Source organism: Paenibacillus sp. sgz302191 (assembly GCF_057749925.1).
In genome coordinates, this window is the sequence record NZ_JBYLHY010000005.1 from 56815 (window position 1) to 76496 (window position 19682).

The window sequence follows — 19682 nt, forward strand, 5'->3', positions numbered from 1 at the left end:
ATAACCTTCGAACGCTCGCTGGGCACTCGCGGCGCTGAGAGCCTTCGAACGCCCACTAGGGTCCGCGCTCGTTGGGCAGCCCGTGGTGCTGATAACCTCCGAACGCTCGCTGGGCACTCGCGGCGCTGAGAGCCTTCGAAAGCCCACTAGGGTCTGCGCTCGTTGGGCAGCCCGTGGCGCTGATAAACTCCGAACGCTCGCTGGGCACTCGCGGCGCTGAGAGCCTTCGAACGCCCACTAGGGTCCGCGCTCGTTGGGCAGCCCGTGGTGCTGATATACTGCAATAATCAAATTGAAGATAAAATGACGGGGTAGAGGAACCAATGGGCGCAGCCGCTCTACCCTAAGTCACGCCTCTCCTACACGGGATGGGGCACATGGCAGCTTGACAGACAAAAACCTGCAAAAGTGCAGGTTTTTTCCTTAAAAATGGTTCATTTTCGCGAAAAGCCTGCAATTGTGCAGGAATTTTCGATGAAATTAGGTCTGAGCCCATGTTCGCTGCGAAAAGCCTGCACATTTGCAGGAATTTTTCGTGGACAGCGGATCAACCGTGCAAAAACTGTACTTTTGCAGGTTTTTTCGCGCAACTAGGCAGATGATGGACCGGGTCTGGCGTGTGGGCTTCTCAGGAGCCAGCAAATCTGCAGGTTGTTCCGCTCAAACCCTGGGCTCAGGCCATACTAGACAGGAATTCCTGCACAATCGCAGGCTTTTCCGCCAAATAGGCCAATTCCATTGAAAAAACCTCCCATTTTACACGAAAATAGAACGCAGGAAACTTGGTACCGGCGTCCACAACGTTATAGGAGTTTGCGCAGGTTTTCGGCAGGCTCCGGACAACACTTTTCCGCCGTCATGCAGCGCAGCCCCCGATAGGAGCTGCGCGAGGTGCACACCTTTCACGTAAACCGACAAAAAAGCGGGGCCCCCTTACTCCTGGGGAGCCGCCGCCTCATTTTCGCCTTGCAAAGCTTTCATAATTTCGTTTGCCAGCTTTTCACCGATACCCAGAGGCTTGAAGTCTTCGACTTTGGCCTCTTTTATTTTGCGTACCGAGCCAAAATGCTTGAGCAGCGCCTTCCGCCGCTTCTCGCCGATGCCCGGTATCGCGTCAAGCTGGGAGACGACCATCGACTTCGCCCTCGTCTCGCGGTGAAACGTGATCGCGAAGCGGTGCACTTCGTCCTGGATGCGCTGCAGCAAATAAAACTCCTGGCTGTCCCGCTGCAGAGGAATTACTTCCGCCGGGTCGCCCATCATCAGCTGCGCGGTTTTGTGCTTGGCGTCTTTCACCAGGCCGCAAATCGGGATGTACAGCCCCAATTCGTTCTCCAGCACATCGACCGCAGCGGAGATTTGCCCTTTGCCTCCGTCCACGACGATCAAATCGGGCATCGTCAAATTTTCCTTGAGCACCCGCTCGTAGCGGCGGCGGATCACCTCGCGCATCGTTTCGTAATCGTCCGGCCCCTGAACGGTTTTCACCTTGTATTTGCGGTACTCTTTGCGATCCGGCTTGCCGTTGATGAACACGACCATGGCCGAGACCGGATTCGTCCCTTGAATGTTCGAGTTATCGAACGCCTCGATGCGGTGAATCGCACCCGTTCCCAGCCATTCGCCCAGATTTTGCACCGCTTTGACGGAACGGCTTTCATCGCGCTCAAGCAGCCTGAACTTCTCTTCCAGCGCCATGCGGGCGTTATCCTTCGCCATATCGACCATCTGCTTTTTCAACCCGCGCTGCGGAAAATGAACCTTCACCTTCAGCCACGACTCCAGCGCTTCCCGCACGTCCTTCTCCTCGGCTTCAGCCTGGGCAGCGCCACCACCAGCTTCCGCAACTCCTTCTGCCTGTATAGCGTTCCCGGCATCTGCTACAGCTTCAACCTGCGCGGCACCCCCAACTTCCCCAGCTCCCTCGACCTGGATAGTGTTTGCAGCTTCAGCAGCTCCTTCCACCCGTATAGCGCTCCCGGTTTCCGCTACGCCTCCGGCCTGCGAGGCAGCCGCTGCCCCAGGCTGCGCCGACGCCCCCGCTTCCGGCACGCCGGGCAGGAAAATCTCCTTCGGCAGCGCCGGATTGTCGCTGTACACCTGTGTCACATAGGTGATGAAGTCGCCGTACTCGTCACCATAGTAAGGGAACAGCGAAACGTGGCGCTCGATCATCTTGCCCTGGCGCATGTACTGGATATGTACAGCCATCCAGCCTTTGTCCACGGCATAGCCGAAAATGTCGCGGTCGACCGCATCATTCGTCGTGATCTTCTGCTTCTCCATGACCGCGTCGATGTTCAAAATATGATCGCGCAGCTCCTTCGCGCGCTCAAAGTTCAATTCCTCCGCTGCGGCGTGCATTTTGGCCGTCAGCTCTTCCTTGATCTCCACGTGTCCTCCGTTGAGGAAACGGGTGATCTCCTGCACCATCCGCTCGTTCGTCTCCGCGGATACTTCATATTCGCAAGGCGCCAGACACTGCCCGATATGATAGTATAGGCATACTTTATCGGGCAGGGTCCTGCACTTGCGCAGCGGATACAGCCGGTCCAGCAGCTTCTTCGTCTGCTGGGCGGCAAAAGCGTTCGGATAAGGGCCGAAGTATTTGCCCTTATCTTTAATCACCCGCCGCGTGACCTCCAGACGCGGCTGCTGTTCGTGCGTGATTTTGATATACGGGAACGTCTTGTCGTCCTTCAAAAGCACGTTGTAGCGCGGATGGTGCTGCTTGATCAGGTTGCATTCGAGAATCAACGCTTCCATATTGCTGGACGTGACAATATATTCAAAATCGCGAATCTCGCTGACCAGCCGCTGCGTCTTGGCGCCGTGGCTGCCCGTAAAATAGGAGCGCACGCGATTTTTCAGAACTTTGGCTTTGCCTACGTAAATGATCGTTCCTTCGCGGTTTTTCATCAAATAACAGCCGGGTTTGTCCGGCAGCAGCGCCAGCTTGTTGCGGATCGCTTCCTGGCTTTGTTCCCGGGCTTCCCGGTCCTCGTATTCCATTGCAGACAGTTCCCCCTTCTTACGATCTCCCCAAAATGCCCATCGCCCAGCGGCAGCAGGTACTTCCCTGCCCGTCGCCCGAGCGCCGGCGGAACTCCCCATCCGTCGCCTAAAAGGCGGAGGGTACTCACCTACCCGTCGCCCAAACAACGGCGGGTACTTTCCCACCCGTCGCCCCGACGGCGGCGGAACTCCCTACCCGCCGCTCATTCGGCCGGACCGGGCCGTGCTCATGCAAAAAAGCTCTTTCTCAGCATAGCAGAAAAAGAGCTTTTTCTCACGAATTTTGTGCGGTGGAGCCTATTATTGATGACGGCTTACTACGTTTTTCAGCGCGTCTTTGGATTGGAAGCCCACGACTTTGTCGACCGGCTGGCCGTCTTTGAATACGATCAGCGTCGGAATGCTCATCACGCCGAAGCGCGCAGCGGATTCCGGATTGTCGTCGACGTTTACTTTGGCGATTTTCAAAGATTCAACCTCTTTATCGAGTTCTTCCAGGACAGGCGCGATCATTTTGCAAGGCCCGCACCAAGGTGCCCAAAAGTCTACAAGGACAGTTCCTTCGCTTTCAACTTCAGCTTTAAAGCTTTGGTCGGATACATTCACAATTGCCATGTTAAATCCTCCTTCATGAAAATGAATTTATAGCATCAAGTAGGTTTCTACTGAGCGTCAACATGTAAAGTATACCACAGTGCCCGGCCATTTCAACCGAACCCGCGATAGCGCAAATCGACATCCGGCATGACCGGTCAAGTCGTCGCCGCCTTTTCACGTTCCTGCTTCTGCCGCTCCAAGTATGCGATCCGATCCTTCAGATTTGCCTGCAGCAGCATCAGCATTTCCATCTGCCCTTCAATTTCTCTGAGCTTATCCGTATAAAGCGGCAGCAGATCGTCGCAATGCGACTCCGGGTGCTTCATAACGCAGTTCAGAAAACTTTCGATTTGCTCGGTGGAAAAGCCCAGGCTCAAATAAAACTGAATGGTCTTGACGCGCTCTACAGCCATTTGATTGAACACCCGGTACCCGTTCTCTTCGCGTTCCGTAGCGATCAAACCCTTTTGCTCGTAGTAACGCAAGGAGCGTATGCTGGCACCGGTAAGCTTGGAAAGCTCGCTGATCCGCATGGCGTTCACCACATTTCTTTTCCTTCTTGATCAAGTAAGGTTAAACTTATTGTAAACCATAACACTAATGTTATAGTCAAGCATTTTTTTCTTATTTTCAAAAAAAATCGGACACTTTCCACTTTTATCATGACGAAATGCTTTACAACTTTCTAAAAGTTTGGGTATACTAGGCTTACAATCATGCTAATGATGGACGGCAGGGGGTACGAATATGAGCGATCCTAAACATCCTGAGCTTCACGTCTACGAAGAACCGCGCAACGACTTTATGGACGTTGGCATGGGCTTCGGCGTTTTTTTTGGAGTTCTGCTCTTGGTGGCGGTTATTGCAACGATCATCCAAGTTGCGCGAGTCTAAGAATCTGTCCGACGAACTCAGTAGAAGGTATAGGCAGTTTCGGACAGACTTCTAGATTAGTACGATCGGAACAACAGAACCGTTTCCCGGCCTCTGGCGAAGCGGTTCTGTTTTCTTATTCGCAGGAAGCGCCTTATCTGCCGTTCTGCATGCAAAGGAGCTAAGAGAACAGATGATTCGAGTTAATCAAGCGCGGCAGCAAATGCTGGACTTTATCGGTTTAACAGAGGAAGATCTAGCCCTGCTCAAAAGCAACGAGAACGCTTTCAAACAAGTCGTGGATGAACTGGTCGATCAATTATATGAAGATATTATCAAATGGCCGGAGTTGAAAGCGCTTATCGAAAAGCACAGCAGCATCGAGCGCCTGAAGGAAACCCAGCGCTGGTACTTTATGTCCATGGCGGCCGGCACGATCGACGATTCGTTTATCGAAAAGCGGCTGCACATCGGGAGAGTGCATTCGCGCATCGGGCTGACTACCGCCTGGTATTTGGGCACTTATCTCAAATATACGAACCTGGCTTCCCGGCACTTTGCCGCCGTTCTGCCGGACAATTGGACCCATGTCATCAACTCGCTGAGCAAAATGTTCAACCTCGATTCCCAATTGGTGCTCGAAGCCTATGAACAGGACGAAAAAGCGAAGGTGCAAAATCTCGCCGACGAGCAAAAACTGATGCTGACGACGATCAGCAGAGCCGTGCAGGATCTCGCCTCCATGATGGTCCAGTTGAACGGCAGCAGCCAATCCGTCGCCGATACCGCGATCCAGACGGCCGAATCGCAGGAGCTGTCCAATCAGCGCATCGACGAGCTGCATTTCGAGATCAAAGATATCGAGAAAATGGGCTCGGTCATGAAAGAAATCTCCGATCAGACGCACCTGCTCGGCCTGAATGCGGCCATCGAAGCCGCGCGGTCCGGCGAGCACGGACGGGGCTTTGAAGTCGTCGCCAACGAAGTGCGCAAGCTGGCTTCCCACTCCAGGGAATCGCTCAATTTGATCCAGAGCAAGCTGAAACAAATCTCCGATAAGCTGGAGATGGTCAAGCAGGGCTCCGAAGAAACGACGCTGTACGCCCGGACGCAAGCGGCCAGTGCCGAAGAGCTGACCTCATTTGTGCAAATGATCGAAAATGTCACCGAAGAGCTGGAACAGCTGAAAAAGGACTAATCTCTTACATAGCGAAAAAGGCTGGAACCACCGACATCCAATGCGTCGTCGGCGTTCCGGCCTTTTTATTGTCCGCGCTAAGCGTAGCCCCGCTTGTTCGCGCCGTTGACGGCGACGACATCGACGAAAGGCCGGATCCGGTCCATGATCCGCTGCCCTTTGTACTCCTCGTCACCGTCCTTGTTGGTGAAGCTGAAATGCTTCTCCAGCCCGGACAGCTCGTAATTCGAGGTGAAGAAAGTCGGCTTGCGGTTCATCCGGTAATTGAGGATCGCGCCGATAACATGGTCTCTGAGCCACGGATTCAGGTTCTCCGCCCCGATATCGTCGAATACGAGCAGATCCGTCTCCTTGAGCAGATCGATCGTCTCCTTGAGTTTGTAGGGCTCCTGGAACATGCCCTTCAAATCTTCCGCGAAGTCCGGCATGTAGACGATAGCGCCGGTCATCCCCACTTTAGCCAATTGGTACAGCATGTAGCACATCAGAAACGTCTTTCCCGTGCCGAACGGGCCGGACAAGAACAGTCCTTTCTTTTGCAAGCCGTCTTCTATAGTCCGTTCCACATAGTTGTTGATTTGAATGACCGCTTTCGCGCGATCCAGATCTGTCCGAAGGATATCCTCAAACGAATAGCTCTGGCTGAGAATGCCGGGATCGACATGAAACGTCCGGATTCGGCTTCCGATCGCATCCTGCAGCTGCTTGGCGGTGAATTTTTTGCAAGCGACCTTCTCCTCATGAATAAAAGGGGTTCCATTTGCCAATTCCGCCGTCAGCATCGTATAATGGCCGGTCATATCGTTGGGACAGCGATCCAGACCAGGGCAGTTCGAGCAAACTTTGTACTCCGTCACATACTGGTAAAGCTTATTCATATTGAGTTTAATCGCATGATCATCGAGAAACGGATATTTTTGGCGGAACTTGCCGATCAGAGCGTCCTGCATAGCGGCTTGAATTTTGGCTTCCGCATTCCTTCTCCATTCCGAATCGGGCAGCGATTTAAGTATTTTAGACAGGGATTCCATTCAGGCAACACCCCCCCTTTAGCGTATTCGTGCTAACTTTTGCGGTTGAAGCGCTCGTCCAGCTTCTGCGCCTTTCTGAGCGCAGCTTCCAGCTCCTCTTCCGTAAGTCTGGAAGACGCGGCGGAATCGGCATCCTGCACCGCAATCGGAATGCGCGGCTTCTGCTGCTTGCCCTGCCGGCCTCTTGTCGCAGAGCCGCCGCCCGCCTTGGCCGCCTCCACCTTTGAAGCCGCTTTTTGCTTGAAGCGGATTTTTTCCCGCACATACTCGACCGCCTGCTCGTACGTCGCGATTTGCTTGCCCAGCATGTCCGACGCGACCGCTTCGATCGACGATCTGGCCCAGGAGCGCCGGTCGATGTGCAGGAAGTGGATGAGCACGTTGATGACTTCCTCTTTCAGCTTGTAGTTCAAGTCAATTTTCTCAAAAATGTTCAACACGCCGTCCGGAATCGAACCTTGCGTAAAAAACATGCGCAGAACAGCCATATAAGGCTCGTTCCGCAAAATATAGTTGTACTGGTGATCGGTGCACTCGCCGCGAAGCATCTGCGGCACCTCCAGGTAGTACTGCATCTCGACCGGTCTGTCTTCGGCCCTTTCCTCGGCCTGCTCTTCGCCGGATCTTCCCTCCGCAGGCCGGGCAAGCGCGCGCTCCCGCTCCTCGCCGCGCTTCTTGCTTTGCCGGTAGAACAAATTCGCGTTGTACTGCAGCCTGTCCATCTCCAGTTCGCCTTCTTCGGTGAACATGCCGTCTTCATCCAGCAGCCGGCACGTCTCCTGCAGCGACAGATTATACTTTTTCGCTACGATGTTAATAGCGGCCATCTGATCAGGCTTATGCTTCAGCGCTTCGACAAATACCCGGTTGCTGGCGCCGCGTGGAAAGCGCATGATGATGTCGGCGTACTGGAAGCCCTTGGTCGTCACGTCGATTCCCGCCTCGCCGCCGTGCTTCGACGCCGAAGCTTCGTACAGCGCCTGCTCCAGCTCGTAGTCGATCACCTGCGTGTTCAGGCGGAACAGGTCGTAGAACGGTACGGACAAGTTCTCGCCCCTGGCGTCCAGGCATTCCTCCGGCTCCGGGGCAAGCAGCTCTTCCCGAAGGGAAAGCAGCATATATTTGCCCACTTTATCGCGCAGCAGCAGCGTTAAATGCTGATTGCGAAAAAACTCGTTCGGCCCCAAAGGAGCAAACAGGGTGTATTCAAACACATAGTCCTCGTCCCCCGGCAAAAACTTGCGTGTCGTTTGCAGCAGCCCGATCGCCTCGAGCTTCGACGACTGCTCGATCAAATATTTGCGGCCGCGCTCGCCCTGCTCAAGCTCCAACAGCAGAAACAGCTTCCGCTGCTGCTCCAGCGGCGAATAGCCGGCCCGATCCGCGCCGATCTGCTGATAAAGCGCGTGGTACAGGCTTACGGCGTACCCGCCTATCATCGGCTGGTACATCATCGTAAGCATTTTATAATCCAGGCTGCTCAAAGAAAAATCACGGTTGACGTAAAACCGGTGATTTTCCGTAAAATGCAGCATATTCGTCATTTGCATTGCGCAATCGCTCCATCCTGCCTTCGGCCGAATCTATCTGTCAGCCTTTCAGCCATACTCTATCAGTCTACCACAAAAAACGACACGCTTGGAGTGGATGAGCCGAAGGATTTTTACCCAAAAAAATAAAGCCCCCTCCCCGGAGGCCGGCTTCATTCGCGCGGGCCGTCAGCTTAACGGCAGCCCGCTTTCGTTGTCATCATGCCCGTACATGGCCGGGTTGAGCTTTTTGGCGATTTCCAGGTCCAGCTTCCCGCGCTCCGTCTCGCGGTCCTCCAGGCTCTCAATCCACAGCCGGATCAAATCGTTCATTCGCGGAGCGTTTTTGAGCGGAATTTGATGCTTCGCGCCCTTAATAAAATAAAGCGAGCTGTTCCGCAGCTTGTCTTGCAGCATATACGAATACTTGTTGAAGCGAATATCGTTTTGCCCGAAGATGAGAAGCATCGGATGCGAAATGGACGCCAGCCGGTGCGTGCAGTTATAGGTTAAGGACAGCTCAAAATATTGCTTGATCTGGTTCGGATTGCCGCGAAGTGAAGTTTGAAACAATGTCCGAAAAGTTTCATCCTTATCGGCGTTGCCCGCTGTAATGACTCTGGACAGCAGCTTGTGGAGAACTCCGCGGTCAGCCATCTGGACAGCCGTCCAAATCGAGCTTTTGTTAAAAGCATCGCTGATCTCGGACATGCCGCTGACGACGATGCCGCCCAAAAATCGCTTCGGATACGCAAGCAGCGCTTCCAGTACGATAGAACCGCCGGTGGAATAGCCGCATATATAAGCCTTGTCGATGCCCAAAAAGTCAAGCAGGTGCCGGATATCCTGGGCGATGAGCGAATAGGTGAGCAACCTTTCCGACGGCCTGCTCTCCCCATGCCCCCGAATATCGAAAGTAATCACCCGAAACCGGTCCGAAAGCTGCTCTTTCTGATAATTGAACGTTTCAAGCGTCAGCAGCGGAGGGTGGATGAAGACGACAGGCGTCCCGTTCCCGGTCGTTTCAAAATGCAGGACGGTTCCGTTAATATGAGCGAAAGGCAAAGTTCTCTCCTCCGAATGGTCAAGTTCGACTACTTCACCATAGAGTGCCCATTTTAAAACATTTTAAATCCTCGGATGCGCAGCGCCTTGATGGCCGAACCGCTCAATACCGCCCCGACAAGGCCGCCGACAGCCGGCACGGAATCCACGACCGTAAACCCCGTATTGTCGGACAAAAACGAAGCTGTACCCATCGTACCGTAAACGATGACCCCGATGATCAGGGCTATGTAAGCGTAAAGCGGAAACCATGTTGTTTTCATCAGCATATTCAAAATAAAGCCAAGTCCGAAAAACAGCACGAGCATCAGGACTGCGGCTACGATCATTTGCAGCAACGAAATCTACCCCCTTTTTCCTTTATATTTTAATCTACGGACAAGCGCAGGTAAAGTGCATGCGGATACAATTTTTCCATCGTCACCCTTTGTTCATTTGCCCTTTCTCCAAGGATTGGATACAATGTAGGGGACAAAAAGCCGTGATCGAGGAGGTTCATTACTCATGAGTGAAGCTGTACAAACGCTTGAAGGCTGGTATGCGCTGCATGATTTCCGTCTGATCGACTGGAACGCATGGAAAGCCGCTTCTTCGGAAGAGCGCAAGTTCGCTGCGGACGAGCTGAATTCGTTTCTGTCCAAATGGCAGCAGGTAGAAAATGACAAATTAGGCAGCACTGCCGTATATAGCATCGTCGGGCAAAAAGCCGATTTCGTCTTTATGCAGCTGCGTGAAACGTTGGAAGAACTGAACGAACTGGAAAATGAGTTTAACAAATCGGCTTTTGCCGCGTTCACGATTCCCGTTTATTCCTACGTATCGATTGTGGAATTAAGCAGCTACCTGGCCAAACCGGGCGTCGATCCGCTGGAAGATCCGGAGCTGGCCGCCAGATTGAAGCCGACACTGCCCAAAGCGAAGCATATTTGCTTCTATCCGATGAACAAGCGCCGCGACGGCGGCGACAACTGGTACATGCTCAGCGCCGACGAGCGCAGAACGATGATGCGCTCCCACGGCATGATCGGCCGCACATACGCCGGTAAAGTGAAGCAAATCATCACAGGCTCCGTAGGCCTCGACGATTGGGAATGGGGCGTTACGCTGTTCGCCGACGATGCGCTGCAATTCAAGAAGCTTGTCTATGAAATGCGCTTTGACGAAGTCAGCGCCCGCTACGGCGAATTTGGCGAATTCTACGTCGGCAACCTGCTTACACCCGACAAATTTGCCGAACTCATTCGTCTGTAAACCGGAGCTCCGCTCCCGAACGCGCCAAAAAAGGAAGCACGCTTTTTACAAGCGAAGCTTCCTTTTTCTTATTTTGACGCCTAGTTCTCATCCTCTTCATCGTCCCGAAGGGCGGCTGCGAGCTCGGCTTCCATCTGCGCTTTGCGGGCCAAATATGCCTCAGTGTCGCGGTCGCGCTGACGGCTCTTTTCCTTCAGCCGCTCGATCGCCGGAAGAATGAGGATATCGATTTCCTTTTGAATCGTAGCTACAAGGTCGTAGCGCTTCTCCGACTCCAAATGACGGCCTACATCCATCAAAGCGTTGTAACGGTCCAATTCATCCCGGGTTAGAAGACCTCTTACTTGGACACTGCAGTGCCGCACGGCTATCCCCCCAGATTCGCCAAACTTGTTATTTTAGAATCGGCCCTTGCGAATAACGAGCGGGATGCCGCCGATAATATACAGGTAACGGATATCGACTATCTTTTTCATAATCGCCGCCATGTTGCCTTTGAGCTTGCGGGAACCGACGATTCCGATGGCTTGTCCTCTGCCCAGGGAGGCTACGGTGCCTTTGTTCGAGAATTTGAAAGTTTTCATTTGCGAGCCGCGGATCGAAGCGATCAGGTTGTGCGCAACAGCTTCGCCCTGCTGCATCGCGATTTGCGCCGTAGGCGGGAACGGTCTGCCTTCGTCATTCATGACGATCGAGCAGTCCCCGACGACATAAATGTTCTCAAACTGCGGAGAACGCAAGTACTCGTCCACTTTGATTCTGCCGCGCATCGTCTCGAATCCGGCTTCGTCGAGCATATGGTTGCCGCGGATACCGCCGGTCCATACGACAGTGGCGGACTTGATGAACTCGTCGCCGGCAATAAGAACGCCCTCAGGCGTACATTCTTTGATTGCCGTGCCGATTTTGAACACGACGCCCTTGTTTTCCAAAACTTTCATGCCGTATTCGACCAACTCGGGGTCAAAGCCCGGCAGCGCGGTCGGCGCGGCTTCAATATTGTATATTTTCACAAGCGCCGGATCTACGTCGAACTCTTTGCAAAGTTCCGGTACGCGGTCGGCCAGCTCGCCAATGAACTCGATGCCCGTAAAACCCGCGCCGCCGACTACGAAAGTCAAATAATCTTTGCGGTCAGGCTCGCGCTTGTATTTGGCAAACTGATATTCGATATGTTCGCGGATAAACCGGACGCTGTTGATGCTGCGGATGTTCATCGCATAATCTTTTAACCCCGGAATGCCGAAAGTTTCAGGTTCGCCGCCGAGACCAACTACCAAGTAATCGTAAGAGAGGGTTCCGTCTTCAAGGATGACTTTCTTTTCATGCGGACGAATTTGGGTCACTGTGGACTTCACGAAATCCACTTTAAATTCATCGATGAGCTTCAAAATGTTCACGCGTGCATTTTCAGGATTGTCAGTCCCTGCAGCGGGCATATGAAGGTGGGTAGTAATATAATGATAATCATGCTTATTGACTAATGTCACGTCAGCTTCGTTATAGTTCAATTCCTTTTGCAAACGAATAGCCGTCAAAATACCGCCATAACCTGCTCCTAAAATAACGATTCTTGGTATGCGACTCATGTTTCTCTCACTTCCATGTCCGATTTTGTTAAAGGTTTTCTCTATATTGTGAAATATTACACAAATGGCTTCAAATGTAGTATACAACCTATAGTTTGCACTTCTTCACAGCTAAATATGATGAAACAGCCATGAGATTGATCACAACATGCATAAACCCATTCTCAGGTAATGATATAATAGTTCGCGGTCAAATATCAAGCCTTATTTTACCCGAAAATAGGGCATATAGGCGAATAATGCTTGTCTTGACAATGTAAGTAGAATTTATCATATACATAAGCGTTTTACATAAAGAAATCACAATTTTCTGGTTCCTTCTATAGTGGAGATGTCTATAATAAACTAACATTGTGCAGAAACCGCATCTAAAGGAATGTAATCGGAGGGTGGAACACATGACTGAGAGAGAAACGAACCAAGATTTGGTCGACATTATTGTCATAGGCGGAGGGCCTGCCGGCATGTTCGCTTCATTTTATGCGGGGATGCGCCAGGCATCCGTAAGAGTTATCGAAAGCATGCCGCAGCTCGGCGGGCAGCTTGCCGCTCTTTACCCGGAAAAATACATCTACGATGTCGCCGGGTTCCCGAAAGTAACCGCCCAAGAGCTGGTGAACAATCTCCAGGCGCAAATGAAGCATTTCCCGATCGATGTCCGGCTCGAAGAGAAAGTGCATCAAGTGAGCAAAAAGGAGGAGCGTCTTTTCGAAGTTTGTACCGATAAAGGCGTGCATTACAGCCGCGCTATCATTCTTACCGGCGGCGTCGGCGCATTCGAGCCTCGCCGTCTCGAGCTTCCCGAAGCTCCTCAATACGAAAAGAAAAACCTGCATTACTTCGTCAGTGACTTGAACAAATTCGCCGGCCAAAAAGTGTTGATCAGCGGCGGCGGTGATTCGGCCGTTGACTGGGCGCTGATGCTTGAGCCGATCGCCGAAAAAGTAACGCTGATCCACCGCAGAGACAATTTCCGTGCGCATGAGCACAGCGTTGAAAACTTGATGAAATCCAAAGTAAACATTGTTACGCCTGCGGAAATCACCAAACTTCACGGCAGCGGCGCCATCGAACAGGTTACTTTGAAAAATATCAAATCCGGTGAAGAAACCGTCGTCGACGCGAACGCCGTTATCGTTAACTTCGGATTCGTATCCTCGCTGGGTCCGATCGCCGAGTGGGGACTTAACATCGACGGCGGCTCAATCGTCGTTGATTCCAGAATGGAAACGAGCATACCCGGCATTTTCGCAGCGGGAGACATCACTACTTATCCGGGCAAGCTGAAATTGATCGCTGTCGGCTTCGGCGAAGCGCCTACGGCTATCAACAACGCCAAAGTATACATCGATCCGACAGCCAAACTGTCACCGGGCCACAGCAGCAGCTTGAAATTTTAATCGTTAATATTTATAAAACGGGGTATTCTATGCCTAATCACCTGATTAGGAGGAATACCCCGTTGTCATATGTATGCCCGATTTGCAACGGTATGCAGGCGCTGAGCGCCGAGTGCCCCGAATGCCGCAGCCAGGTTCAGGATTACGGAAGATGGCTCGATTATTTGGGTCCTTATTCTCCGTACCGCGAAATCGACGATCTGTCGATGACGGACGGTTTTAGCGGTACAGGTGAAGAGGGATGCGTTCATCTGGTCAACTGCCCCGAATGCGGCCGCAGCTTTACTGTGGAAATCCATGCATAGAACGCAGCCCGAAAAAAAAGAAGCTCAGTTCAGCGGAGCCTCATCCTTCAAGTATATATCCAGCTTCAAGTTGCGCCTCTTGATTTCCGCAAAGAGCAAGTCTACGAAATCCGCTTCCAATTTTAAATCCAGTGCCTTGTAGTAAGAGTCGATCAACGTTTCATCACTAATTAATCTCACCGCAATCACCTTTATTCCTAGAATTTGTAATTATATTATCATGGGCTTAACATTAGAACAAGCGTTCCGTTATCCACAGAAGATTGTGAATAACCTGTGGGTAACATGTTGATAGGTGTCATAAACTGTCTGCTGGCAAAGGGGATAATGTGAATAAAGTTATTCACAGCCGGTGGATTCGCTCATCCGATAAAAAAAAATGATCAGTTCTACAGGAACCAATCAACATAGAATTAACAAAACCGTAATCTTGTTCACAAATTTGAAAAATTAATTTAATCGTCATTTAATATTGTCCGCATACAATAAGTCCATAAGGTAATTTTCCAGGAAAGGAGTGAATGAGCAATGATCGTGTACGATATCGTACTGAATGGGGAAATCAAGGAAACTATCAAACCTCGCAAAAGCCGTCTGAAAGAAATTTACGCATACATGCTGGAGCAAAGCAAACTGATGAGAGCCAAATACGGCGAAAACGTAAAAATTAAAGGCCGCATGGTGTATTAGGGAAATGCAGTTCCCCTGGCACTACGGCCTTTCTTTTTTCGCATCATGGGGCTTTTTACTTGGACGCGCCCCATTTCCGCTTGATCAGCACGCCGATTCCAAACAAGCCGAGCAGCACAACGGCGATGATGGCAAAATAGCCCCAAGCCCCCCCATAACCCGCCAAGTTCACACGATGAGTTGGCGCTGAACTTTGTCCCAGCTTTTGCAGATCGGCAGAAGCCAAAGAAAGCTCCGTCGTCCTGGTGCACAATCCGGTGGCGAGACGGCGCTCCTCATTCTCGTAGGCGTACACCAAATACGACTGTCCCTTGACAAACTCAGCCCCGCAGGAGCTTGAACTCATCGCCGTATAAACGGCCATCTGCGAATCCTCCGCCCCTTTCCAATTGCCGGCAACTTCGAAGACGACCCGAACCGGATCCGCCGAGCTGCGCATCAATCTGAACGGGCTTCCTTCTTCCACCCGCAGCACTTTTCCCGAAAATACGGCGTTCGCCTTTGCCAATGCCACCGCCGGTTCCGGAGGCTGCGCACAGGAGCAGGCATGAGCCTGACGAACATCCAGCCATGGCAGCAGCAGACCAAGCACAAGCATGGCATACACAATTTTTCGCATGGTAAAAGCCTCCAATCTAACGTTTACTTTTAAACGCAGATGAAGGCGATTTTGTTGCTCCAGGCAAAAACCCCAGTTATTTCAGAACTTCTGTTTCCTCCAAAATAAAAGCTTTCAACTTTTGATCCGCAATATCATGGCTAAGGCGCATAATAGCCTCGACCTCTAATTCCGCTCCTTTGTCATCAAAATCATGATAATCGCCCGGCTGCTGCTTCGAGCGGCAGACGATTTCATACAACATGCCCAAACAAGATCACCTTCCATCTAAAAATGAATTCGTTAATTATATGTGTGAAATCATAAGATTGACTATACTTATTTGCTCAACAAACGGTTGTCCATGGCGATTTCTTCGGCAAATTGATAATCGACGGCCAGCAAACCGCTGGAATGCGGCGCGGAAGGAAGCGGAAGATTCGCGTCGGCTTCGACCAGCCCTTTGCACGAAAATACGACCCGGCAAGCCGAACAACCGAGCTGCTCGGCCTTATGTCCGGCAAACTGCCGAATCGCGTCCAGCAGCTTCTCGAACTGATCTTCCGACTCCAGTTCAAGCAAATAAAGATCGACGCAAAGCTCCAAGCGTCCCGCTCCGGCCGATACTTGCCCTACGGCGCCCCAAGGCTCCAGATAGCCTTGCTCCAGTTGAAATCCGTACAGAGTATCCGATATTGCTATTGCATTCCACATCGCTGCTCACTCCGCTTTCGGTTCGATCATAAGTTCAGGACGGACGATCCGGTCGAACTGCTCTTCGCTCAAAACATGGTTCTTGAGAACGGCTTCTTTTAGCGTAATGCCTTCTTTGTGGGCCAGTTTGGCGACGGCGGCCGCGTTATCATAGCCGATATGCGGATTTAATGCCGTAACGAGCATTAAGGAGCGCTCCAGATGGCCGCTGATGACCGCAAGGTTCGGTTCGATGCCAACCGCGCAATGCTCGTTGAAAGAACGGATGCTGTCAGCCAACAGCCGGGCTGACTGCAGGAAATTGTAGATGATGACCGGCTTGAAAACGTTCAGCTCAAAATTGCCCTGGCTCGCTGCAAAACCGATAGCCGCATCGTTGCCCATGACCTGGCACACCACCATCGTCAGCGCTTCGCTCTGCGTCGGGTTCACTTTGCCAGGCATGATCGAGCTTCCCGGCTCATTGGCCGGGATGGTCAGCTCGCCGATCCCGCTGCGCGGCCCGCTGGCGAGCCATCTCACATCGTTGGCGATCTTCATCAGATCGGCCGCCAACGCCTTGAAAGCGCCATGAACGTGCACGAGCTCGTCATGGCTCGTTAAGGCATGGAATTTGTTCGCGGCGCTAACAAATGTTTTGCCTGTCAGCCGGCCGATCTCCTGGGCGACCAGCTCGCCGAACCGGGGATGGGCGTTAATCCCCGTGCCGACGGCCGTCCCGCCGATAGCCAGCTCGCGCAAAAACTCCAGGCTTTGGCGAAGCATCGCCTCCGATTTTTCCAGCATGCGGACCCAGCCGCTGATCTCCTGTCCGAGCGTGATCGGCGTCGCATCCTGCAGGTGGGTGCGGCCGATTTTGATGACGGCTGCATAGTTTTCGCTCTTGGCGCGAAGCGTTGCCTGAAGGGCTCCGATCGCGGGCAGCAGCTCATCCTCCACGGCCAGCAGCGCAGCGATATGCATCGCGGCCGGGAACGTGTCATTCGAGCTTTGCGAGCGGTTGACGTCGTCGTTCGGATGAATACGCCCGTCAAGCCCCTGCTGCTCCAGCAGCTGATTGCCGCGGTTCGCAATAACTTCGTTGACGTTCATATTCGTCTGCGTGCCGCTGCCCGTCTGCCAAACGACAAGCGGAAAATGCTCGTTCAGCGCGCCGGAAATAATCTCGTCCGCCGCCGCTTGAATCGCCGTCGCTTTATCGGCGTTCAGCTTGCCGAGCTGCGCATTTACCGCTGCGGCGCTCCGCTTCAAAATGCCGAACGCCCGGATGAGCCGCAGCGGCATTTTTTCCGTGCCGATTTGAAAATTGACGAAACTTCTTTGCGTTTGAGCGGCCCATAATTTATCCGCCGGAACCTGAACTTCCCCTAATGTATCTTTTTCAATACGATAATCCATCGTTAACCTCCTGATATAGACTTCTGTGTTATGTATGACATCGATGTTGGTTTTATGATAAATGATAATGATTATCATTGTCAAATTGAAGATGGCGATGACCGCTCGCCTACAGTAATGCGCGCCAGTAAACCAGAGCCATCCTGACGGAAATACGTCGCTTACGATGATGACGGAACCATCCAAACGCTGATCTTGGTATATGGGCGGGGATTGTGTATGAAAACTCATGCACAATTTAGCCTTGGAAAGCCGGAATCGAAAATCTGTACGAAAAATCGCATAGAATTCCTCATTTCTGTCGATTCCGACAAAGTGTATATGAAAAAACACACAGATTCATAGACAAGCATACGATCAAACTGCAACGAACCGTACAAGTCTTAAACGTGATCCCGGAAGCTTTTTCCGCGCAAAAAGACGCTCAGGACCGCGGCCCGGAGCGTCTGCAATTTATGATTTTCACAGAAAATAGACCATGTGATGCTCATCGAAATATTGGCCGTTTATTTTTAGGGCGCGTTCTTCAACAGCATATGTTTTAAATCCTATTTTCTCGTAAAGCAATTTTGCCTTCTGATTGCCTACGACTGATAAATGCACTTGTTCTAACCCTGAAACCTGCCTGGCATAGTGCAGGACAAACTCCATGATTTGCGTGCCGATTCCATTTCCTTGCGCGTCGGATTTGACATACATACCCCAAATATAACCTTTATGCTTGGATTTGTTTTGATGATATTGAAAAAATCCGGCAACGCCTATTAATTCGCCATTTTCAAAAGCTCCCGAAATAAAATTGTTGTCCGAATGAGTTCGATTCCAGCGCTCCCTCAAGTTCTCGGCGGTAACATGCTGCTCTTCCTCCAGGGAAGAACCGAAAGATTCGGGATAATCCCCAAGCGCCTGCAAACGAATGTCCCGAAAAGCTTCGGCATCCTGAATAGTCAATTTACGTATTTCTACCATTAAAAGTTCTCCCAACTAAAAATCCTCCCAACACTTGGGGCTTGCATCCTGCCGCACCTGCAAAACTCAACTACATCCATCTTATAAAAATGGTATTTTTTACAGGAACTTTGTTTTTCTTCGCCCAATCATAACGTAACCGGGCACAGCTTTCGCCATACATACCCTCACTAGTCCCATGCCACGCTTCCGCCCCCTCACCCGCCAGCACTTCCCGATCGAGCATCACGGAGAAATCCTGCACTAACGCATTACTGATCAGCACCGCACGCAAAAACCTGCAAAAGTACATCTTTTTACGTCCTCGATGGGCTCGATGCAAAATATTCCTGCAAATGTGCAGGCTTTTCCGCCCAAACTCTTGCTCAGACCCGTTTTCGGCAAAAATTCCTGCACAATCGCAGGCTTTTCTCCCAATCGTGCCACTACGGCCGAAAATTCCTGCACTTTTGCAGTTTTTCTGCGCAAATGCTCCGTCAGCCGCCAGACGATGTCCTGGCCAGCGAGTTTTTCAGCGATCGCCTTAACAGCGTTAAGCTTTTGACGTTATTCGGCCGATTTCAGGGCGAAAACTACTCATCACGCATGTATAGTGCAAATTTCACGTTACGCTTAACCTTGATAAGCCAACCATTTGCAAGCGCGTTTCCTACTTTCCGCCAATTGCCAACTTTGAAATAAACTAACCGCGGATGCAAAACAAAAACCTCCTGATGGAATATTCACGTAGAATATTTCGTCAGGAGGCCGTAATCGCTAGGTGCCTCGGTTATCGCCTCAGTGTCAGAAGGACAACCCTTAATCCTCGCAAGGCTGCGCTAACGCTGCGTCCTCTTCCTTCGTGCGGAACGACTGTCCGCAGCCGCAGGATGCTACCGCATTCGGATTGTTGATGGTGAAGCCGCCGCCCATGCCGGAGTCTTGGTAGTCGATTTCGACGCCGTACAAGTACTTCGCGCTGTCTTCGTCTACGACGACCTTCAGGCCATGAATGGTCATTACTTTATCGTCATCCTTCTGATCGTCGTCGAACCCCATCCCGTAAGAGTAGCCGCTGCAGCCTCCGGCTTTGACGCCGACGCGCAGGAACAGGTTCGGTGATTCTTCAGAAGCCAAAAGATCTTTAATTTTATCGCACGCTGATTCGCTGATCGTGATCATTAGGAAATCCCTCCTATTCGTATTGCTTACTAACAAGTATACTCCTAATGAGAAGAATGCTCAAGGGCTCGGGCGTCCTTCGTTCCTTCATTTGTTGTTTCGGCTTAGCGCGTAATACTGGAGCAGCAATTGATCCAGGTTTCTGCTGCACTGCAGAACTTCGGGATGCATAAGGCCGTGCCGACTGCCAAGCCGCACCATCTGGTCTCTAAGCTGTTCGATTTGTATATGAAGCCGCTCCTGCGGTTCGGTTAGGAAAGTCGTTAGCACGATTTTATCACCTTAATCTAACATTCTCA

24 protein-coding genes are annotated in these 19682 nt (G+C 51.7%); 6 read left to right on the plus strand and 18 right to left on the minus strand.

Going from position 1 to position 19682, the window contains the following annotated elements:
* Positions 1–933: 933 nt before the first annotated feature.
* The 3 genes from uvrC to AC3G2T_RS08810 all read right to left on the minus strand — a co-directional run bounded on the left by uvrC (position 934) and on the right by AC3G2T_RS08810 (position 4157).
* On the minus strand, positions 934–3012 hold the full coding sequence (uvrC, locus tag AC3G2T_RS08800; protein ID WP_488435197.1) for an excinuclease ABC subunit UvrC: 2079 nt from the start codon (positions 3010–3012) through the stop codon (positions 934–936).
* Between the two features lie 303 nt (positions 3013–3315).
* Positions 3316–3630 carry a thioredoxin gene (gene trxA / locus AC3G2T_RS08805; protein ID WP_474680122.1) on the minus strand — a complete coding sequence of 105 codons (315 nt, stop codon included), beginning with the start codon at positions 3628–3630 and terminating at the stop codon, positions 3316–3318.
* A gap of 137 nt (positions 3631–3767) precedes the next feature.
* On the minus strand, positions 3768–4157 hold the full coding sequence (locus tag AC3G2T_RS08810) for a MerR family transcriptional regulator (RefSeq protein WP_474680121.1): 390 nt from the start codon (positions 4155–4157) through the stop codon (positions 3768–3770).
* 202 nt (positions 4158–4359) lie between these two features.
* Here AC3G2T_RS08810 and AC3G2T_RS08815 point away from each other — a divergent pair, with 202 nt between their 5' ends.
* Both AC3G2T_RS08815 and AC3G2T_RS08820 read left to right on the plus strand, forming a co-directional pair.
* A complete protein-coding gene (locus AC3G2T_RS08815) occupies positions 4360–4506 on the plus strand; it encodes a YqzM family protein (protein ID WP_474680120.1) in 147 nt (48 codons plus the stop codon).
* Between the two features lie 172 nt (positions 4507–4678).
* A complete protein-coding gene (locus AC3G2T_RS08820) occupies positions 4679–5683 on the plus strand; it encodes a protoglobin domain-containing protein (protein ID WP_488435198.1) in 1005 nt (334 codons plus the stop codon).
* A 77-nt stretch (positions 5684–5760) separates the two neighbouring features.
* On the opposite strand, the gene dnaI is transcribed toward AC3G2T_RS08820, so the two are convergent.
* From dnaI to AC3G2T_RS08840, 4 genes are all read right to left on the minus strand, one after another.
* A complete protein-coding gene (gene dnaI, locus AC3G2T_RS08825) occupies positions 5761–6714 on the minus strand; it encodes a primosomal protein DnaI (RefSeq protein WP_474680118.1) in 954 nt (317 codons plus the stop codon).
* A 32-nt stretch (positions 6715–6746) separates the two neighbouring features.
* Positions 6747–8264, minus strand: a complete 1518-nt coding sequence (locus AC3G2T_RS08830) for a replication initiation and membrane attachment family protein (protein ID WP_488435199.1) — start codon at positions 8262–8264, stop codon at positions 6747–6749.
* A gap of 168 nt (positions 8265–8432) precedes the next feature.
* Positions 8433–9308: an alpha/beta fold hydrolase gene (locus tag AC3G2T_RS08835; RefSeq protein WP_488435200.1), complete on the minus strand. Its 876-nt coding sequence runs from the start codon at positions 9306–9308 to the stop codon at positions 8433–8435.
* A gap of 53 nt (positions 9309–9361) precedes the next feature.
* The gene (locus tag AC3G2T_RS08840) at positions 9362–9646 is read right to left on the minus strand and encodes a YuiB family protein (RefSeq protein ID WP_474680115.1); all 285 of its coding nucleotides are present in this window, start codon (positions 9644–9646) and stop codon (positions 9362–9364) included.
* A gap of 166 nt (positions 9647–9812) precedes the next feature.
* Between AC3G2T_RS08840 and hemQ the strand changes: the two genes are divergently transcribed.
* Entirely contained in the window at positions 9813–10559 is a 747-nt protein-coding gene (gene hemQ / locus AC3G2T_RS08845) for a hydrogen peroxide-dependent heme synthase (RefSeq protein WP_474680114.1), read from the plus strand.
* Between the two features lie 80 nt (positions 10560–10639).
* On the opposite strand, the gene AC3G2T_RS08850 is transcribed toward hemQ, so the two are convergent.
* Positions 10640–10924 carry a hypothetical protein gene (locus AC3G2T_RS08850; RefSeq protein WP_474680113.1) on the minus strand — a complete coding sequence of 95 codons (285 nt, stop codon included), beginning with the start codon at positions 10922–10924 and terminating at the stop codon, positions 10640–10642.
* A 33-nt stretch (positions 10925–10957) separates the two neighbouring features.
* Complete coding sequence (locus AC3G2T_RS08855; RefSeq protein WP_474680112.1) at positions 10958–12148, minus strand: NAD(P)/FAD-dependent oxidoreductase; 1191 nt, start codon at positions 12146–12148, stop codon at positions 10958–10960.
* A gap of 398 nt (positions 12149–12546) precedes the next feature.
* Here AC3G2T_RS08855 and AC3G2T_RS08860 point away from each other — a divergent pair, with 398 nt between their 5' ends.
* Together AC3G2T_RS08860 and AC3G2T_RS08865 are read left to right on the plus strand one after the other, a co-directional pair.
* Entirely contained in the window at positions 12547–13548 is a 1002-nt protein-coding gene (locus tag AC3G2T_RS08860; protein ID WP_488435201.1) for an NAD(P)/FAD-dependent oxidoreductase, read from the plus strand.
* Between the two features lie 62 nt (positions 13549–13610).
* Complete coding sequence (locus AC3G2T_RS08865; protein WP_488435202.1) at positions 13611–13853, plus strand: hypothetical protein; 243 nt, start codon at positions 13611–13613, stop codon at positions 13851–13853.
* A gap of 24 nt (positions 13854–13877) precedes the next feature.
* On the opposite strand, the gene sda is transcribed toward AC3G2T_RS08865, so the two are convergent.
* Positions 13878–14033 (minus strand): sporulation histidine kinase inhibitor Sda, encoded by a 156-nt coding sequence (gene sda / locus AC3G2T_RS08870; RefSeq protein ID WP_474680109.1) that lies wholly within the window; start codon positions 14031–14033, stop codon positions 13878–13880.
* Between the two features lie 348 nt (positions 14034–14381).
* Here sda and AC3G2T_RS08875 point away from each other — a divergent pair, with 348 nt between their 5' ends.
* Complete coding sequence (locus AC3G2T_RS08875; protein ID WP_474680108.1) at positions 14382–14543, plus strand: mechanosensitive ion channel protein MscL; 162 nt, start codon at positions 14382–14384, stop codon at positions 14541–14543.
* Positions 14544–14598: 55 nt separating this feature from the next.
* Here AC3G2T_RS08875 and AC3G2T_RS08880 read toward each other — a convergent pair whose 3' ends face one another.
* From AC3G2T_RS08880 to AC3G2T_RS08915, 8 genes are all read right to left on the minus strand, one after another.
* Complete coding sequence (locus AC3G2T_RS08880; protein WP_488435203.1) at positions 14599–15162, minus strand: hypothetical protein; 564 nt, start codon at positions 15160–15162, stop codon at positions 14599–14601.
* A gap of 76 nt (positions 15163–15238) precedes the next feature.
* On the minus strand, positions 15239–15412 hold the full coding sequence (locus tag AC3G2T_RS08885) for a hypothetical protein (RefSeq protein ID WP_488435204.1): 174 nt from the start codon (positions 15410–15412) through the stop codon (positions 15239–15241).
* Between the two features lie 68 nt (positions 15413–15480).
* Positions 15481–15855 (minus strand): hypothetical protein, encoded by a 375-nt coding sequence (locus AC3G2T_RS08890; RefSeq protein ID WP_488435205.1) that lies wholly within the window; start codon positions 15853–15855, stop codon positions 15481–15483.
* Positions 15856–15861: 6 nt separating this feature from the next.
* On the minus strand, positions 15862–17253 hold the full coding sequence (gene fumC / locus AC3G2T_RS08895; RefSeq protein ID WP_488435206.1) for a class II fumarate hydratase: 1392 nt from the start codon (positions 17251–17253) through the stop codon (positions 15862–15864).
* Between the two features lie 462 nt (positions 17254–17715).
* Positions 17716–18237, minus strand: a complete 522-nt coding sequence (locus tag AC3G2T_RS08900; protein ID WP_488435207.1) for a GNAT family N-acetyltransferase — start codon at positions 18235–18237, stop codon at positions 17716–17718.
* A gap of 55 nt (positions 18238–18292) precedes the next feature.
* Complete coding sequence (locus AC3G2T_RS08905) at positions 18293–18514, minus strand: hypothetical protein (RefSeq protein ID WP_488435208.1); 222 nt, start codon at positions 18512–18514, stop codon at positions 18293–18295.
* Between the two features lie 506 nt (positions 18515–19020).
* A complete protein-coding gene (locus AC3G2T_RS08910; RefSeq protein ID WP_474680101.1) occupies positions 19021–19383 on the minus strand; it encodes a HesB/IscA family protein in 363 nt (120 codons plus the stop codon).
* Positions 19384–19470: 87 nt separating this feature from the next.
* Positions 19471–19653, minus strand: coding sequence for an aspartyl-phosphate phosphatase Spo0E family protein (locus AC3G2T_RS08915; RefSeq protein WP_474680100.1), 183 nt, complete (start codon positions 19651–19653; stop codon positions 19471–19473).
* Positions 19654–19682 lie beyond the last annotated feature (29 nt).

Coding starts and splice junctions, on each gene's coding strand:
- uvrC (WP_488435197.1), bottom strand. CDS start 3,012: ATGGAATACGAGGACCGGGAAGCCCGGGAACAAAGCCAGGAAGCGATC.
- trxA (WP_474680122.1), bottom strand. CDS start 3,630: ATGGCAATTGTGAATGTATCCGACCAAAGCTTTAAAGCTGAAGTTGAA.
- AC3G2T_RS08815 (WP_474680120.1), top strand. CDS start 4,360: ATGAGCGATCCTAAACATCCTGAGCTTCACGTCTACGAAGAACCGCGC.
- AC3G2T_RS08820 (WP_488435198.1), top strand. CDS start 4,679: ATGATTCGAGTTAATCAAGCGCGGCAGCAAATGCTGGACTTTATCGGT.
- dnaI (WP_474680118.1), bottom strand. CDS start 6,714: ATGGAATCCCTGTCTAAAATACTTAAATCGCTGCCCGATTCGGAATGG.
- AC3G2T_RS08830 (WP_488435199.1), bottom strand. CDS start 8,264: ATGCAAATGACGAATATGCTGCATTTTACGGAAAATCACCGGTTTTAC.
- hemQ (WP_474680114.1), top strand. CDS start 9,813: ATGAGTGAAGCTGTACAAACGCTTGAAGGCTGGTATGCGCTGCATGAT.
- AC3G2T_RS08855 (WP_474680112.1), bottom strand. CDS start 12,148: ATGAGTCGCATACCAAGAATCGTTATTTTAGGAGCAGGTTATGGCGGT.
- AC3G2T_RS08860 (WP_488435201.1), top strand. CDS start 12,547: ATGACTGAGAGAGAAACGAACCAAGATTTGGTCGACATTATTGTCATA.
- AC3G2T_RS08875 (WP_474680108.1), top strand. CDS start 14,382: ATGATCGTGTACGATATCGTACTGAATGGGGAAATCAAGGAAACTATC.
- AC3G2T_RS08880 (WP_488435203.1), bottom strand. CDS start 15,162: ATGCGAAAAATTGTGTATGCCATGCTTGTGCTTGGTCTGCTGCTGCCA.
- AC3G2T_RS08890 (WP_488435205.1), bottom strand. CDS start 15,855: ATGTGGAATGCAATAGCAATATCGGATACTCTGTACGGATTTCAACTG.
- fumC (WP_488435206.1), bottom strand. CDS start 17,253: ATGGATTATCGTATTGAAAAAGATACATTAGGGGAAGTTCAGGTTCCG.
- AC3G2T_RS08905 (WP_488435208.1), bottom strand. CDS start 18,514: ATGTACTTTTGCAGGTTTTTGCGTGCGGTGCTGATCAGTAATGCGTTA.
- AC3G2T_RS08910 (WP_474680101.1), bottom strand. CDS start 19,383: ATGATCACGATCAGCGAATCAGCGTGCGATAAAATTAAAGATCTTTTG.